General features: G+C 65.0%; 16 protein-coding genes. 7 read left to right on the top strand and 9 right to left on the bottom strand.

Annotation, left to right across the window (positions count from 1 at the left end; genetic code table 11):
* Positions 1-2 precede the first annotated feature (2 nt).
* Positions 3-560 (bottom strand): hypoxanthine-guanine phosphoribosyltransferase, encoded by a 558-nt coding sequence (locus ACVWZ5_RS05560; RefSeq protein WP_062364638.1) that lies wholly within the window; start codon positions 558-560, stop codon positions 3-5.
* Between the two features lie 165 nt (positions 561-725).
* Here ACVWZ5_RS05560 and upp point away from each other — a divergent pair, with 165 nt between their 5' ends.
* Both upp and ACVWZ5_RS05550 read left to right on the top strand, forming a co-directional pair.
* Positions 726-1,364, top strand: a complete 639-nt coding sequence (gene upp, locus ACVWZ5_RS05555; protein WP_028691132.1) for a uracil phosphoribosyltransferase — start codon at positions 726-728, stop codon at positions 1,362-1,364.
* A gap of 2 nt (positions 1,365-1,366) precedes the next feature.
* On the top strand, positions 1,367-2,641 hold the full coding sequence (locus ACVWZ5_RS05550) for a uracil-xanthine permease family protein (protein ID WP_457340461.1): 1,275 nt from the start codon (positions 1,367-1,369) through the stop codon (positions 2,639-2,641).
* Between the two features lie 60 nt (positions 2,642-2,701).
* Here the strand turns inward: ACVWZ5_RS05550 and hemH are convergent, their stop codons facing one another.
* Both hemH and ACVWZ5_RS05540 read right to left on the bottom strand, forming a co-directional pair.
* The gene (gene hemH, locus ACVWZ5_RS05545; protein ID WP_457340460.1) at positions 2,702-3,715 is read right to left on the bottom strand and encodes a ferrochelatase; all 1,014 of its coding nucleotides are present in this window, start codon (positions 3,713-3,715) and stop codon (positions 2,702-2,704) included.
* A 13-nt stretch (positions 3,716-3,728) separates the two neighbouring features.
* Positions 3,729-4,634, bottom strand: a complete 906-nt coding sequence (locus ACVWZ5_RS05540) for a TIGR01777 family oxidoreductase (protein WP_062572818.1) — start codon at positions 4,632-4,634, stop codon at positions 3,729-3,731.
* Positions 4,635-4,820: 186 nt separating this feature from the next.
* On the opposite strand from ACVWZ5_RS05540, the gene ACVWZ5_RS05535 reads away from it, so the two are divergent.
* The 5 genes from ACVWZ5_RS05535 to ACVWZ5_RS05515 all read left to right on the top strand — a co-directional run bounded on the left by ACVWZ5_RS05535 (position 4,821) and on the right by ACVWZ5_RS05515 (position 9,876).
* Entirely contained in the window at positions 4,821-5,807 is a 987-nt protein-coding gene (locus tag ACVWZ5_RS05535) for an NAD(P)/FAD-dependent oxidoreductase (protein ID WP_062572817.1), read from the top strand.
* A gap of 106 nt (positions 5,808-5,913) precedes the next feature.
* Complete coding sequence (locus ACVWZ5_RS05530) at positions 5,914-6,882, top strand: DUF523 and DUF1722 domain-containing protein (protein ID WP_062572816.1); 969 nt, start codon at positions 5,914-5,916, stop codon at positions 6,880-6,882.
* Positions 6,872-7,747 (top strand): MerR family transcriptional regulator, encoded by an 876-nt coding sequence (locus tag ACVWZ5_RS05525; protein ID WP_062572815.1) that lies wholly within the window; start codon positions 6,872-6,874, stop codon positions 7,745-7,747. Before ACVWZ5_RS05530 ends, ACVWZ5_RS05525 begins: the two co-directional genes overlap by 11 nt.
* Before the next feature lie 11 nt (positions 7,748-7,758).
* The gene (gene phrB / locus ACVWZ5_RS05520) at positions 7,759-9,192 is read left to right on the top strand and encodes a deoxyribodipyrimidine photo-lyase (RefSeq protein WP_062572814.1); all 1,434 of its coding nucleotides are present in this window, start codon (positions 7,759-7,761) and stop codon (positions 9,190-9,192) included.
* 3 nt (positions 9,193-9,195) lie between these two features.
* The gene (locus tag ACVWZ5_RS05515; RefSeq protein WP_186599277.1) at positions 9,196-9,876 is read left to right on the top strand and encodes an SDR family NAD(P)-dependent oxidoreductase; all 681 of its coding nucleotides are present in this window, start codon (positions 9,196-9,198) and stop codon (positions 9,874-9,876) included.
* A gap of 9 nt (positions 9,877-9,885) precedes the next feature.
* Here the strand turns inward: ACVWZ5_RS05515 and murI are convergent, their stop codons facing one another.
* Genes murI through ACVWZ5_RS05485 form a run of 6 tightly spaced genes read right to left on the bottom strand, consistent with a single transcriptional unit; the run spans position 9,886 to position 14,913 of the window.
* Complete coding sequence (gene murI / locus ACVWZ5_RS05510) at positions 9,886-10,683, bottom strand: glutamate racemase (RefSeq protein WP_062572812.1); 798 nt, start codon at positions 10,681-10,683, stop codon at positions 9,886-9,888.
* On the bottom strand, positions 10,676-11,431 hold the full coding sequence (locus tag ACVWZ5_RS05505) for a molybdopterin-synthase adenylyltransferase MoeB (protein ID WP_084942936.1): 756 nt from the start codon (positions 11,429-11,431) through the stop codon (positions 10,676-10,678). Before ACVWZ5_RS05505 ends, murI begins: the two co-directional genes overlap by 8 nt.
* Complete coding sequence (gene prmC / locus ACVWZ5_RS05500) at positions 11,425-12,255, bottom strand: peptide chain release factor N(5)-glutamine methyltransferase (RefSeq protein ID WP_301142956.1); 831 nt, start codon at positions 12,253-12,255, stop codon at positions 11,425-11,427. Before prmC ends, ACVWZ5_RS05505 begins: the two co-directional genes overlap by 7 nt.
* A complete protein-coding gene (gene prfA, locus ACVWZ5_RS05495; protein WP_028691144.1) occupies positions 12,256-13,338 on the bottom strand; it encodes a peptide chain release factor 1 in 1,083 nt (360 codons plus the stop codon).
* A complete protein-coding gene (gene hemA, locus ACVWZ5_RS05490) occupies positions 13,335-14,612 on the bottom strand; it encodes a glutamyl-tRNA reductase (protein ID WP_062572808.1) in 1,278 nt (425 codons plus the stop codon). The genes prfA and hemA overlap by 4 nt, the downstream gene beginning before the upstream one ends.
* Before the next feature lie 52 nt (positions 14,613-14,664).
* Entirely contained in the window at positions 14,665-14,913 is a 249-nt protein-coding gene (locus tag ACVWZ5_RS05485; protein WP_457340459.1) for a hypothetical protein, read from the bottom strand.
* Positions 14,914-15,307: the final 394 nt, after the last annotated feature.

Raw genomic sequence — 15,307 nt, 5'->3', positions numbered from 1 at the left:
GATCACAGCCCCTTGACCGCGAAGATACCGTTGGCGTTGCGCCAGTACCCCTTGTAGTCCATGCCGTAGCCGAAGATGTAGCGGTCGATGCATGGCAGGCCGGTGTAGGTGGCCTTCAGGTCCGGACTGGCCTTGCGGTCGTGGTCCTTGTCGATCAGCACGGCGGTATGCACCGCACGGGCGCCGGCGTGCTTGCAGAACTCGATGATGGCGCTGAGGGTGTGGCCCTCGTCGAGGATGTCGTCGACGATCAGCACGTCGCGGTCGATGAACGACACTTCCGGCTTGGCCTTCCAGAACAGCTCGCCGCCGCTGGTGGTGTTGCGGTAGCGGGTGGCATGCAGGTACGAGGCTTCCAGCGGGAACTGCAGGTGGGTCAGCAGCTTGCCAGAGAAGATCAGGCCGCCGTTCATCACGCAGAAGACCACCGGGTTCTTGTCGTGCAGGTCCTGGCAGATCTGCTTGCCGACCTCGGCGATGGCGGCCTCGACCTCGGCTTCGTTGTACAGGCAATCAGCCTCGCGCATCACTTGACGGATATGCTCGAGATCGGCGGACATGGCGCTCTCCAGGGGGTGCGTTTTGGAAAAGCGGGCAAAGGTACGCATCCGCTCGTCCCAGATCAAGCCTTTATGGACTAACGTGCACAATGACTGCACGACATCAAGGAATGAATAGATTAATCTAGCGCGGTTTTTTTGCCCGCCTCCCGGAGCCCTCCCCCTATGCCTACTCGTGAGATCCGCCATCCGCTGATCCGCCACAAGCTCGGCCTGATGCGCCGTGCCGATATCAGCACCAAGAATTTTCGCGAACTCGCCCAGGAAGTCGGTGCACTGCTGACCTATGAAGCCACCCAGGACCTGCCGCTCGAAACCTACGAGATCGACGGCTGGTGCGGCAAGGTGCAAGTCGAGAAAATCGCCGGCAAGAAGATCACCGTCGTGCCGATCCTGCGCGCCGGCATCGGCATGCTCGACGGCGTGCTCAGCCTGGTCCCTGGGGCCAAGGTGAGTGCCGTGGGCGTTGCCCGCAACGAGGAAACCCTCGAAGCCCACACCTACCTCGAGAAACTCGCGCCGGACATCAACCAGCGCCTGGCCCTGATCATCGACCCGATGCTGGCCACCGGCGGCTCGATGGTCGCCACCATCGACCTGCTGAAAAAGGCCGGCTGCAAGGAAATCCGTGCCATGGTCCTGGTCGCGGCCCCCGAAGGCATCGCCGTGGTGGAGAAAGCCCACCCCGACGTGCAGATCTACACCGCCTCGATCGACCAACGCCTGAACGAACACGGCTACATCGTCCCAGGCCTGGGTGATGCCGGCGACAAGATCTTCGGCACCAAGCAGAAGGACGCCTGATCATGCAGGACGGCTTCAACGACCCGCTCTGGCGTCAGGTCGTCTCGGGCGCGCAGATGCTCTTCGTGGCATTCGGCGCGCTGGTGCTGATGCCGCTGATCACCGGCCTCGATCCGAACGTGGCGCTGTTCACCGCCGGCATCGGCACCCTGCTGTTCCAGATGGTCACGGGCCGCCAGGTCCCGGTGTTCCTGGCCTCGAGCTTCGCCTTCATCACTCCGATCATCCTCGCCAAGGGCCAGTTCGGCCTGGCCGAGACCATGGGCGGCGTGATGGCGGCAGGCTTCGTGTACACCTTCATGGGCCTGATGGTGAAGATCAAGGGCACCGGTTTCATCGACCGCATGCTGCCGCCGGTGGTGATCGGCCCGGTGATCATCTCCATCGGCCTGGCCATGGCGCCGATCGCCGCCAACATGGCGATGGGCAAGGCCGGCGACGGCAGCGTGCTGCTGCCGTACAAGACTGCCATGATGATCTCCATGCCGGCGCTGTTGACCACCCTGATCGTGGCCGTGTTCGGCAAGGGCATCTTCCGCCTGGTGCCGATCATCGCCGGCGTGCTGGTGGGCTTCGCCCTGTCGTTCGCCTTCGGCGTGGTCGACACCGCCAAGATCGCTGCGGCCCCCTGGCTGGAGCTGCCCAACTTCACCGCGCCGGCCTTCAACTGGCAGGCCATCCTGTTCATCGTCCCAGTGGCCCTGGCCCCGGCGATCGAACACATTGGCGGTGTGATCGCGGTGGGCAGCGTGACCGGCCGCGACTACCTGAAAAAGCCCGGCCTGCACCGCACGCTGCTGGGTGACGGCCTGGCCACCACCGCCGCCGGCCTGTTCGGCGGCCCGCCCAACACCACCTACGCCGAAGTGACCGGCGCGGTGATGCTGACCAAGAACTACAACCCGAAGATCATGACCTGGGCGGCGGTATTCGCCATCACCCTGGCCTTCATTGGCAAGTTCGGCGCGCTGCTGCAGAGCATTCCGGTACCGGTGATGGGCGGCATTCTCTGCCTGCTGTTCGGCTCGATCGCGGCGGTGGGCATGAACACCATGATCCGCCACAAGATCGACCTGGCCGAGGCGCGCAACCTGGTGATCGTTTCGGTGACCCTGGTGTTCGGCATCGGCGGCGTGCTGATCGGCAGCGGCGACGGCCCGGACGATTGGGGCCTGAAGGGCATCGCCTTGTGCGCCGTGGTGGCCATTGCCCTGAACCTGATCCTGCCGGGCAACGATGGCTGGAAGAACAAGAAACTGGATGACCAGTTGCCTTGAGTTTTTCTTGAAATCCTGGGGCTGCTTTGCAGTCCCAGGATTCAAAGCCAGGCGAGTTTCTCAGGCCTTTTCGCACATCCCCGCCAACACCCTCACCCACTCCGGGTGATCATTCAGGCACGGCACCAGCACCAGCTCCTTCCCGCCCGCCTCGATGAACTGCTCCTTGCCCCGATCGCCAATTTCCTCCAGCGTCTCGATGCAATCGGCGACGAACGCCGGGCACATAACCAGCAGCTTCTTCACACCCGCCTTGCCCAGCTCATCCAGGCGCGTCTCGGTGTAGGGCTCGATCCACTTTGCCCGGCCCAGGCGCGACTGGAACGACACCGACCACTTGCCTTCCGGGATGCCCATCTTCTGCGCGAACGCCCTGGCCGTGGCCAGGCACTGGCCGCGATAGCACACCGCACGCATCTCGGCGCTGGCGTCCTTGCAGCAGTCGGCGGCCTGGAAGTCGTGGTTGCCGGTGGGATCGAGCTTCTTCAAGTGCCGCTCGGGCAAACCGTGGAAGCTCAGCAGCAGGTGATCATAATCCTGTTCCAGGTACGGGCGGGCACTGGCCACCAGGGCATCGATGTAGTCCGGGTGGTCGTAGAACGGCTGCAGAATGCGGGTCTGCAGGGGCAGCTTGCGCTCGGCGATGGTCTGCTTCGCCAACTCCACGACCGTGGTCACGGTGCTGTCGGCGAACTGTGGATAAAGCGGCGCCAGCGTCACCTTGCGCACACCTTGCGCGGCCAGGCGCTCCAGGACCTCCGGCAGCGCCGGTTGTCCGTAGCGCATGGCGATCTCCACCGGCCCATGGGGCCAATGGGCGATCATCGCCTGCTGCAGACGGCGGGTCAGCACCACCAGCGGCGAGCCCTCGTCCCACCAGATCGAGGCGTAGGCATGGGCCGACTGCTCGGGGCGCTTGATCAGGATCAGCGACACCAGCAACCGCCGCACCAGCCAGGGCAGATCGATCACGTACGGGTCCATGAGGAACTGGTTGAGGTAACGGCGCACGTCGGCCACCGAGGTGGAGGCCGGCGAACCCAGGTTGACCAGCAGCAGGGCGTGATCAGTCATGCAGCGTCCTATGTCAGAGGCGGCTGGACAGGTTGTCCAGGGCCGATTGCAGATCGTTGAAACGGAACGTGAAGCCCGCCGCCAGCAAACGCACCGGACGGGCGCGCTGGCCCCCGAGCAGCAGCGTCGACAGCTCGCCGAGCCCGGCCTTGAGCAACAGTGCAGGCATCGGCATGAACGCTGGGCGATGCAGGGTGCGCCCCAGGCGCTTGGCAAACTCGCGGTTGCGCACCGGCTCCGGCGCGCAGGCATTATAGGGACCGCTGGCTTCGTTGTGCTGCAAGAGAAAATCAATCAGGCCGATTTGGTCGTCGATATGCACCCAGGGCATCCACTGCCGACCATCGCCCAGCGGCCCGCCCAGGCCCAGTTTGTATGGCAGGCGCAGGCGCGACAAAAAGCCGCCATCGGCGGCCAGTACCAGGCCGGTGCGTACCAGCACCACGCGGATGCCCAGGGCCTCGGCACGCTGGGCGGTTTCCTCCCAGGCGATGCACAGCTGGCTGGCGAAGTCCTCTTTCACCGGCGGCGAAGCCTCGGTGAGCTCACGCTCGCCACCGTCACCGTACCAGCCCACCGCCGAGCCGGAGATCAGCACCTGCGGGCGACGCTCACGGCGCTCCAGCCAGGCCAGCAACTGCTCGGTGAGGGTCACCCGGCTGGCCCAGAGCAGATTGCGCCGTGCAGCGGTCCAGGGCCGGTCAGCGATCGGCGCGCCGGCCAGGTTGACCAGCGCGTCGACCTCGTCGTCATCGGCAATGTCCTCCAGCCGGGCGATGCCGCGCACGCCGGTGCCACAGATTTTCGCCACCTGTTCAGGGCGCCGGCTCCAGACCGTCAGGCGATGCCCTTGCTGGCGCCACACCTGGCACAGGTGTTGGCCGATCAGGCCGGTACCGCCGGTCAGCAATATATGCATGGCTGTGTCCTCACACTGGGCGGCCGTGGTCTATTTTTAAGATCAAGGCACTTTTTTGACCGAACGCTCTCGGATAAACATAGGCCAACCTGCCCATCGAGCGGAATAACCTTATACAAACATTGTGCATTGTACAGGTTTGTCTGGCAGCGTAGGCTGCGTATAGCGAGGTTCGAAGAGGCCATCATGACAGTACCTATTGCCATCATCGGTGCCGGAATCGCCGGCTTGTCCGCCGCCCAGGCCCTGCAAAAGGCCGGACAGACCGTTCATTTGTTCGACAAGGGCCACGGCAGCGGCGGACGCATGGCCAGCAAGCGCAGCGATGCCGGCGCCCTTGACCTCGGCGCCCAGTACTTCACCGCCCGCGACCGGCGATTCGTCGAGCAGGTCCAGCAATGGGTGGCCAATGGCTGGGCTGCGCAGTGGAAACCGCAGCTGTACAACTACCGCGATGGCGAACTGACCCCCTCCCCCGACGAACAAACCCGCTGGGTCGGCGTGCCGCGCATGAGCGCCATCACTCGCGGCCTGCTCAAGGATGTCACGGTGAACTTCGGCTGCCGCATCGCCGAGGTGTTCCGCGGCAAGCAATACTGGCACTTGCAGGACACCGAAGGCTGCAGCCATGGGCCGTTCAGCCAGGTGGTGATCGCCGTGCCGGCGCCCCAGGCCACCCCGTTGCTGGCCGCCGCCCCCAAACTCGCGGCGGTTGCCGCCGGGGTGCAGATGGAACCGACCTGGGCCATTGCCCTGGGCTTCCAGACACCCCTGGAAACCCCCATGCAGGGCTGCTTCGTGCAAGACAGCCCACTCGACTGGCTGGCGCGCAACCGCAGTAAACCGGGCCGTGACGAGCACCTCGACACCTGGGTGCTGCATGCCACCTCCAACTGGAGCAAACAGCACATCGACCTGCCCAGGGAAGAAGTGATCGAGCAGTTGTGGGGAGAATTTGCCGAGCTGGTCGGCTGCGTCGTCCCCGCACCGACCTTTGCGCTTGCCCACCGCTGGCTGTACGCCCGCCCTGCCGTCAATCATGAGTGGGGCACGCTGGCCGATGCCGACCTGGGCCTGTATGCCTGTGGCGACTGGTGCCTGTCCGGTCGGGTCGAAGGGGCGTGGCTCAGCGGCCAGGAAGCCGCCCGACGCCTGCTGGAGCATCTGGAATAATCGGCAGGAAATTTATACAAAAAAATATTCTTGTATAAGTTTTCATCTGTGCTGGAATAGACTTGTACAAACCGTGCAGCCTGTACAAGTCATTCCGGAGACCGCGATGAACGCTTTCCCGCCCAGCGGCAAGCCACGACTGGCCATCAGCGCCTGCCTGACCGGCCTGAACGTACGCTACAATGCCGGCCACAAAGCCTCCAGCCTCTGTCTCGAAGTGCTCGACCAGCATTTCGACTGGGTCCCACTTTGCCCCGAGGTCGCCATTGGCCTGGGCACGCCCCGGGAACCCATTCGCCTGGTGGGCGATCCCGAGCACCCGGCTGTCACCGGTACGCGCAACAACGTCACCGATTTCGCCGGCCCGTTGCGTGCCTACGGCGCGCAGATGGCCGACGAACTCGACGATATCTGCGGCTACATCTTCATGCAAAAGTCACCGTCCTGCGGCCTTGAACGGGTCAAGGTCTACCAGGAGGACGGTCGCCCGGCCCACCAGAGTGGCCGGGGCGCCTACGCCGCGGCATTCTGCGAGCGGCGCCCGGACCTGCCGGTCGAAGAGGAAGGACGGCTGCACGATCCGGTGCTGCGGGAAAACTTCATCGCCCGCGTCTACGCCTACGCCGACTGGCGCCAACTGCTGCGCCAGGGCCTGAGTCGCGGCGCGCTGATCCGTTTCCATGCCCGCTACAAGTACCTGCTGATGGCGCACAATCCCCAGGCGTACCGCGGCCTTGGGCGCCTGCTCGGCAGCATGAGCCGCGACGATGATCCGGCGCAGCTCGGTCCGCGCTACTTCAGCCAGCTGATGCAGGCGCTTCGCCGCTGCGCAAGCCGCGGCACCCACGGCAACGTGCTTCAGCACCTGAGCGGCTACCTGCGCAACGACCTCGGCCAGGCGGACAAGGCCGAGCTGCAACAGGTCATCGGCCAGTACCAGAAAGGCGTGGTGCCTCTGGTGGTGCCCTTGACCCTGCTCAAGCACCACCTGCGCCGTCATCCCGATCCCTACCTGCTGCAACAGGCCTACCTGCAACCCCATCCGGAAGACCTCGGACTGCGCAATGCCATCTGACCCCTTGCTGCCCATCGGCGAAGTGGCCCGCCTGACCGGCGTCAACCCGGTCACCCTGCGCGCCTGGGAACGCCGCTACGGCTTGATCACGCCGCAGCGCACACCCAAGGGGCATCGTCTTTATCCACAGGATCAGGTGCAGCGCGTCCAGGCCGTGCTGCGCTGGCTGGAGCGTGGCGCCGCCGTGAGCCAGGTGCGCGAGTTGCTGGACAATGCCGCGCATGCCAGCGCACCGATCCAAGGCGAATGGGGCGAACGCATCGAACGGCTGATCGCTGCCATCGCCCGGCTTGCCCAACGCCCACTGGACCAGTTGATCAACGAGGTGATGGCGCTCTATCCCGCCGTGACCATCTGCGAACGCCTGCTGCTGCCTCTGCTCGAAACCCTCGACCAGCGCTGGCAAACGCATTTCGACGCCCGACTGGAACAGGTGTTCTTTCACGGTTGGCTACGTAGCAAGCTGGGGGCGAGGGTCTATCACGACAACCACTCGCTCGCCGGTCCCTGTGTGTTGCTCGCCCGATGTGAAGACTCCCCCTTCGATGCCGAGTTCTGGCTTTGCGCGTGGCTGCTGAGCAGCAATGGCTACCCACTGGAGATCCTCGAGTGGTCGGTCGAGCCTGGTCAACTGCGCCTGGCCGCGGAGCAACTGCAGCCAAGCGCGCTGCTGCTGCACCTGGGCCGTCGCCCCGACCTCGCCGGGTTGGGCCGAGCGTTGCAGGACGTCAACACGATGAAACTCCTGGGTGGTAGCACAGCCCCTCTCCATGAGGCGCAATTGCACGCACTGTCGTTGACTGACCTGCACCTGTTCGACAGCCCGCAATCCGCCTTGCGCCGCCTTCAGCAACCCCGACCGTGAGTCTGCAACCCATGCAACTGATCTGGCTGCGCAGCGACCTGCGCATAGACGACAACACCGCCCTCGCAGCCGCCTGCCAGCGTGGCCCGACCCTGGCACTCTGGATTGCCAGCCCCAGCCAGTGGCTGGCCCACGACGACGCGCCGTGCAAGGTCGATTTCTGGCTGCGCAACCTGCGGTTGCTGCAACAATCACTGGCGGCGCTGAACATTCCGCTGCTGATTCGCACCACCGACACCTGGGCGGATGTCCCCGAATGCGTGCTCGAGGTCTGCTGCCAACACGGCATCGAGACCGTACACTGGAACGACGAATACGGCCTCAACGAGGCCCGCCGGGACCAGGCCACCCGTGAAACCTTGCAGCAAGCCGGAATCACCGCCATCGGCCACCTCGACCAACTGCTGTTCAGGCCCGGCAGCGTGCTGACCCGCACCGGCCAGTACTTCCAGGTATTCAGCCAGTTCAAGCGTGTCTGCCTGGAGCATCTGCACCGCGGCCTCCCGCCGCTGGCTCAACCGGTACAAGCACAGCAGGCCCTCGGGATCTCCAGCGACGCCATCCCTCTGCAGATCGAAGGTTTCGAGCCTCCTTCCGATACCCTGCGCCAGCACTGGCCGGCAGGCGAGGATGAGGGCAGGCGGCGGCTACAGCGCTTTGTCGATGAAACCATCGACGACTACGCACAACTGCGCGACCTGCCTGCCAAGGCTGGCACCAGCCGGCTGTCTCCCTACCTTGCCGCCGGCGTAGTCTCGCCGCGCCAGTGCCTGCACGCGGCACTGGCCAGCAACCGAGGGGAATTCGACAGCGGCAGCGTCGGCGTACAGACCTGGGTCAACGAGCTGCTGTGGCGCGAGTTCTACAAGCACACCCTGGTGGGCTACCCCCGGGTCTCCCGGCACCGCGCCTTCCGCCCGCAGACAGAAGCATTGCCCTGGCGCGACGCACCCGCCGACCTGCAGGCCTGGAAAGAGGGTCGAACCGGTTTCCCCCTCATCGATGCCGCCATGCGCCAGCTGCTGCACACTGGCTGGATGCACAACCGCCTGCGCATGATCGTCGCCATGTTCCTCAGCAAGAACCTGCTGATCGACTGGCGACATGGCGAGCGGCATTTCATGCGCCACCTGATAGACGGTGACTTGGCCGCCAACAACGGTGGCTGGCAATGGAGCGCCTCGACCGGTACCGATGCGGTACCCTATTTCCGAATCTTCAACCCCGTTACCCAATCGCAGCGTTTCGACCCCAAGGGAACCTTCATACGTCATTGGTTGCCTGAGTTGGAAGAAAAAGATGATCGATCGATCCATCAACCGGTAAAATCCACGGATCTATTTGCTACTAGTTACTTGAGCCCGATAGTCGACCTCGATAGCAGTCGCCAAAGAGCACTGGAAGCCTTCAAAGGCTTGTCAAACTGGCAGGATCAGAGGGCATAACGCATGACACGTCGTTTCTGGGTCACAGGAGCCAGCCACGGAGTTGGGCTGGCGTTGGTGGGACAGTTGCTCGCATCGGGGCATCAGGTTGCCGCCAGTGGCAGGGATAGCCAGGAACTGGACACACTGGGCCGACAGCACGGCGCACGCCTGCTGCGACTTCCCGCTCCCTTGCCGGAAGCCAGCCAACGGCTTCTGGCGAAATGGGGCGCACTCGACAGCCTGATCATCAACGCCGGCACCTGCGACTACCTGCCAGATGCTGTAGCGGATGGGGAGGTGTTCGAGCAGATCATCAGCAGCAACCTGCTGGCCACGCAGGAGTGCCTGGCCGGTGCCCTGCCGCTGCTGGTCAAGGGCGTGAAACCACAGGTCATGGCCATCCTCAGCCGCTACTCGGCGTTGCAGCTGTTCGAGCCGAACCAGCCGCTCAGTGGCGGCAACAGCCTGCCGAAGTGGTTGAGCGAGCAACGCAACACCTTGCACGCGCTGGGCATCGACCTGACCGTGGTGGCGCCTCAATCGCTGAAAAACCCGGTGAGCTCGGTGCAGGCCATTCCGGAGCCCTGGACGGCGCAAAGCGCGGCGCAGGAGTTGCTGGCACGCCTGGATCAGCGCCAACCCGAGCTGGTACTGGAGGTGCTCAACCCAGGCGAACTGTGGCCACTGCCGAAGAGCAGCTGACTGCAGGCTTCAAGGCAGGAAGCGCTGCACGCTGGCGGACTGGTTCCACAACAGCGGCAGGACTTTCTGCAGGTTGCCTGGCTCGCCACTGCTCCAGAACGCCGTCGGCTGCGCCGGCCCGTCGCCGAGCAGCCCGCGAGCATCCAGCAGACGTTGCAGTTGGCGCGCCACGGCAGCACCGGTGTCGATGATCGCCACATCCGCCGGCACCATCTCGGCCAGCATGGGCCGCAGGAACGGATAGTGGGTGCAACCCAGGATCAGGGTGTCGCAGCCGGCCGCCAGCAACGGCCTCACATAGCCCGACAGCAACTGGCGCAGTTGCTCGCTGACCAGGTCCCCCGCCTCGATACGCTCGACCAGCCCAGGGCAAGGTTGGGTGATCACCCGCACGTCATTGGCGAAGCGATCGAGCAAGGCGGCGAACTTGGCGCTTTGCAGGGTACCGGTGGTGGCCAGCACGCCGACCACGCCGGAACGGGTTGCCGCGGCCGCCGGCTTGACCGCCGGCTCCATCCCCACCAACGGCCAGTCCGGGTAAAGCTCGCGCAGGTCAGCCACCGCCGCCACCGTGGCCGTGTTGCAGGCCAGGACCAATGCCTTGGCGCCCTGCTCATGGTAGAACCTGGCGATCAGCCGCAGACGCTGGCGGATGTAGTCCGGGGACTTCTCGCCATAGGGCACATGGCCGCTGTCGGCCAGGTAGAGCAGCGACTCGTTGGGCAGCAGGCGCTGGATCTCGGCCAGTACCGACAACCCGCCGACACCGGAATCCATCACGCCCACCGGCGCCGAACGCTCAGCCATGGCGACTGCCACACACGGCACAGGCGGGGTCGCGCTTGACCCGCAATTCGCGCATTCGGGTGCTCAGGGCGTCGATCAGCAGCAGGCGGCCGATCAGCGGCTCGCCGAAACCGGCCAGCAACTTCAGCGCTTCCAGTGCCTGCAGGCTGCCGACCAGCCCCACCAGCGGGCCGATTACCCCGGCCTCGCTGCAGGTCAGCTCGGCCTCGCTGCCATGGCCATACAGGCAGTGGTAGCAGGGGCTGGTGTCGCGGCGGGTGTCGAACACCGACAACTGGCCCTCGAGGCGGATCGCCGCGCCGCTGACCAACGGTTTGCCCGCAACCACGCAGGCAGCGTTGACCGCCTCGCGGGTGCCGAAGTTGTCGGAGCAGTCGAGCACCACATCGACCGCCACCACTGCAGCGGCCAGCAAATCCTCATCCAATGCCTGGCGATGGGCGACCAGGCTGATTTCCGGGTTGATCGCCTGCAAACGCTTGATGGCCGAATCGACCTTGCTCATGCCGACACTGTCGCTGTCGTGGATCACCTGGCGTTGCAGGTTGGTCAGGTCGACGGTGTCGAAATCGGCCAGATGCAGCCCGCCGACACCTGCCGCGGCAAGGTACAGCGCCACCGGCGAGCCCAGCCCGCCGAGGCCGATGACCAGGGCCTTGCCGTGTTTCAGGCGCAACTGGCCGTCGATATCCACCTGCGACAGGAGGATCTGTCGGCTGTAACGCAACAGCTCCTGGTCGCTCAGCATGGCCGGCGCCCCAGGCTGATACGTTCGTGACCGCCCAGGTCGACACGGCTGGCGACATCGATGAAGCCCGCCGCTGCCAACAGGTCGCGTACAGCAGGCGCCTGGTCATAGCCGTGCTCGAGCAGCAGCCAACCACCGGGCTGCAGGTGTGCCGGGGCCTGGGCGACGATCACCCGCAGGTCGTCCAGCCCGTCTTCGCCGGCCACCAGGGCACTGCTGGGTTCGAAACGCACGTCGCCAGCCACCAGGTGCGGATCGGCGGCGCGGATATAGGGCGGGTTGCTGAGAATCATGTCGAAACGCTCACCCACAAGGGCATCGAACCAGTGGCTGGCGCGCACCTGGACATTGCCCAGGCCCAGGCGCTCGCGGTTGCGCTCGGCCAAGGCCACGGCCTCGTCGATGCGGTCCACCGCCGTGACCTGCCACCCTGGGCACTCATTGGCCAGGGCCAGGGCGATGGCCCCGGTGCCGGTGCCCAGGTCGAGGACCCGGGCAGGCGTGGGCGGCACGAGTTCGAGCGCGGTTTCCACCAGCAGCTCGGTGTCCGGGCGCGGAATCAGCGTGTGTGGCGCGACTTCCAGGTCCAGTTTCCAGAACCCCTGTTGGCCGAGGATATAGGCCACCGGCTCACCGGCGCGACGCCGCTCGAGGTAGTCGGCGAACACCTGCGCCGCCTCGCTGCTGACAATGCGCTCGGGCCAGGTGTGCAGGAAGCTGCGCGACTTGCCCATGGCCGCGGCGAGGAGCAACTCGGCGTCCAGCCGCTCGGTCGGCGAGTCCGGCAACTGCGCGTTGCGCAGCAGGCTGGCGATGATGGTCATTCAATCCCCCAGGGCGGCCAGTTGATCGGCCTGGTATTCGGCCAGCAACGGCTCGATCACGGCCTCCACGCCACCGGCGAGGATATCGTCCAGGGAATAGAGAGTAAGGTTGATACGGTGGTCGGTGACCCGGCCCTGTGGATAGTTGTAGGTGCGGATGCGCTCGGAGCGGTCACCCGAACCCACCAGCAGCTTGCGCTCGCTGGCGATGGCGTTCTGCGCGGCGCTGGTCTGCATGTCGTTCAGCTTGGCCGACAGCCAGGACATGGCGCGGGCACGGTTCTTGTGCTGCGAACGCTCTTCCTGGCACTCGACCACGATGCCGGTGGGCAAGTGGGTGATGCGGATCGCCGAGTCGGTCTTGTTGACGTGCTGGCCGCCGGCGCCAGAGGCGCGGTAGGTGTCCACGCGCAGATCGGCGGGGTTGATCTCGATGGCCACCTGCTCGTCTGGCTCGGGCAGTACCGCCACGGTGCAGGCCGAGGTGTGGATACGACCCTGGGATTCGGTCTCGGGCACGCGCTGCACGCGGTGCGCGCCGGACTCGAACTTCAGCTTGCCATACACGCTGTCGCCTTCGACCCGGGCGATGATCTCCTTGTAGCCGCCGTGCTCGCCTTCGTTCTCGGAGAGGATCTCCAGGCGCCAGCCGCGTTTCTCGGCGTAGCGCGAGTACATGCGGAACAGGTCGCCGGAGAAGATCGCCGCCTCGTCGCCGCCGGTGCCGGCGCGGATCTCGAGGAACACGTTGCGCCCGTCGTTGGGGTCCTTGGGCAGTAGCATGCGCTGTAGTTGCGACTCCAGGCCCACCAGTTGCTCTTTCGCTTCCCGCACTTCTTCGACCGCCATCTCGCGCAGATCGGGGTCGGCGTCCTTGAGCAGCGCCTGGGCGCCTTCGAGGTCGTCCTGGACCTTGCGCCAGCCTTGATAGCAGGCGATCACCGGCTCGACTTCGGCGTACTCGCGGGAGTAGGCGCGAAAACGCGTCTGGTCGGAAATGACTTCGGCGTCACCGAGCAGCGCGGTGAGTTCCTCGAAGCGATCCTGGAGCGTGTCCAGTTTGTTCAGCAGCGACGCTTTCATTGCGGGGATTTGTCCGTCGAGCCCTCGTGGAGGGCGAAGAGTTCCTGGGCCATGGCCAGCGCATCGAGGCGGCCTTCGGCAGAGAGCTTTTTCAACTGCACGCTGGGGGCGTGCAGGAGTTTGTTGGTCAGGCCCCGGGCCAGCTGCATGAGCACGTCCTCGGGGTTGCCGCCGTTGCCGAGCAGGCGCAGGGCCTTTTGCAGTTCTTCGTCGCGCAGGCGCTCGCTCTGCTGGCGGTAGGCCTTGAGCACATCCACCGCCGCCAGCTCGCGCAGGCGCACCATGAAGTCGTCGGCACCGGCCGAGACCAGCTCTTCGGCGGCCTGGGCCGCGCCCTGGCGGCTCTTGAGGTTTTCCGCGACCACTTCGTGCAGGTCGTCGACGGTATAGAGGTAGACGTCGTCCAACTCGCCCACCTGCGGCTCGATGTCACGCGGCACGGCGATGTCGACCATGAAGATCGGCTTGTGCCGGCGCTGCTTCAGCGCGCTTTCCACCGCGCCCTTGCCGAGAATCGGCAACTGGCTGGCGGTGGAACTGATGACGATGTCGCTGTTGGCCAGTTCCTGCGGGATATCCGAGAGCAGCACGGCATGGGCGCCGAACTGCTCGGCGAGAATGCTGGCGCGCTCGAGGGTGCGGTTGGCCACGACGATGCGACGCACGCCCTGCTCGTGCAGGTGGCGGGCGACCAGGGTGATGGTCTCACCGGCGCCGATCAGCAGCGCCTGGCTGCGGCCCAGGTCGGAAAAGATCTGCCTGGCCAGACTGACCGCGGCGAACGCCACCGAGACCGGGTTCTCGCCGATGGCGGTGTCGGTGCGCACCTGCTTGGCGGCGCTGAAGGTGGCCTGGAACAGGCGACCCAGCAGCGGCCCGACGGTGCCGGCCTCACGGGCCACGGCGTAGGCCGACTTCATCTGACCGAGGATCTGCGGTTCACCGAGTACCAGCGAGTCGAGGCCGGAGGCCACGCGCATCATGTGCCGGACCGCATCGTGCTCTTCATGGACGTAGGCGCTGGCGCGCAGTTCGTCGAGGCTCAGCTGGTGATAGTCGGCCAACCATTGCAGCACGGCGTCGGCGGCGAGGTGGTCCTGCTCTATATAGAGTTCGCTGCGGTTGCAGGTGGACAGGATCGCCGCCTCGCGGCTGGCGGTCAGTCGGCAGAGCTGCTGCAGGGCGTCGACCAGTTGCTCGGGCGTAAACGCCACGCGCTCGCGTACGTCTACCGAGGCAGTCTTATGGTTGATACCAAGTGCAAGAAAGGCCATGCAAGGTCGCTGGTTGGGACGTGAAGCCGATAATTGTCCTACTTCGCAGGTTTTAGAACAACCACCGTTCGCTATTGTGGCGATGCGGCGTGCCTATCGCCCCGCACCGCGCCCCATCCGTGCCGTTGCCGTTGCCGTTGCCGTTGCCGTTGCCGTTGCCGTTGCCGTTGCCGTTGCCGTTGCCGATCAAGAGTCTAGCGCCATACCCAGCTAGCGACAGCTGCGCCAGTTCAGGCGCCGCCCGTACCTTCGCGACTTCAGGAGGCCGAACGCAGGCCTTGCGCAGGGAGGTGACGGGCATGGAGCCCGTCAAGCGCTGGGGCCCAGGATGGGCCCTGCAGCTCGGTCCTCCCGGGAGCAAGGCCGGAGTGAGGGAACCCGGAGCGCAGCGGAGGGCCGGATGAATGGAGCGCCACGGCTTTGGTTACTTTGGCCACGACCAAAGTAACCCGCCGTAAGGGCGGAAAGGTGACTATGCGTCGCCACAGCGAATGAATGCGCATACAGCTTTCAATACACACGCTCTAAAAAGCCAAAGCCAAAGCGTTTTGGAGCGGGTTTTTATAGGTGTAAGCGCATTCATTTGCTATGTCGACGCACAGTCACCTTTCCGCCCTTACGGCGGGTCCCTTTTTGAAGGATCAAAAAGGAACCAAAAAATCCTCGCTCCATTCATCCGGCCCCTACGCTTCGCT

This window comes from Pseudomonas sp. TE6283 (assembly GCF_054060555.1).
Note: the sequence above shows the minus strand (reverse complement) of the source record. Positions and strands in the feature narration are given on the sequence as shown.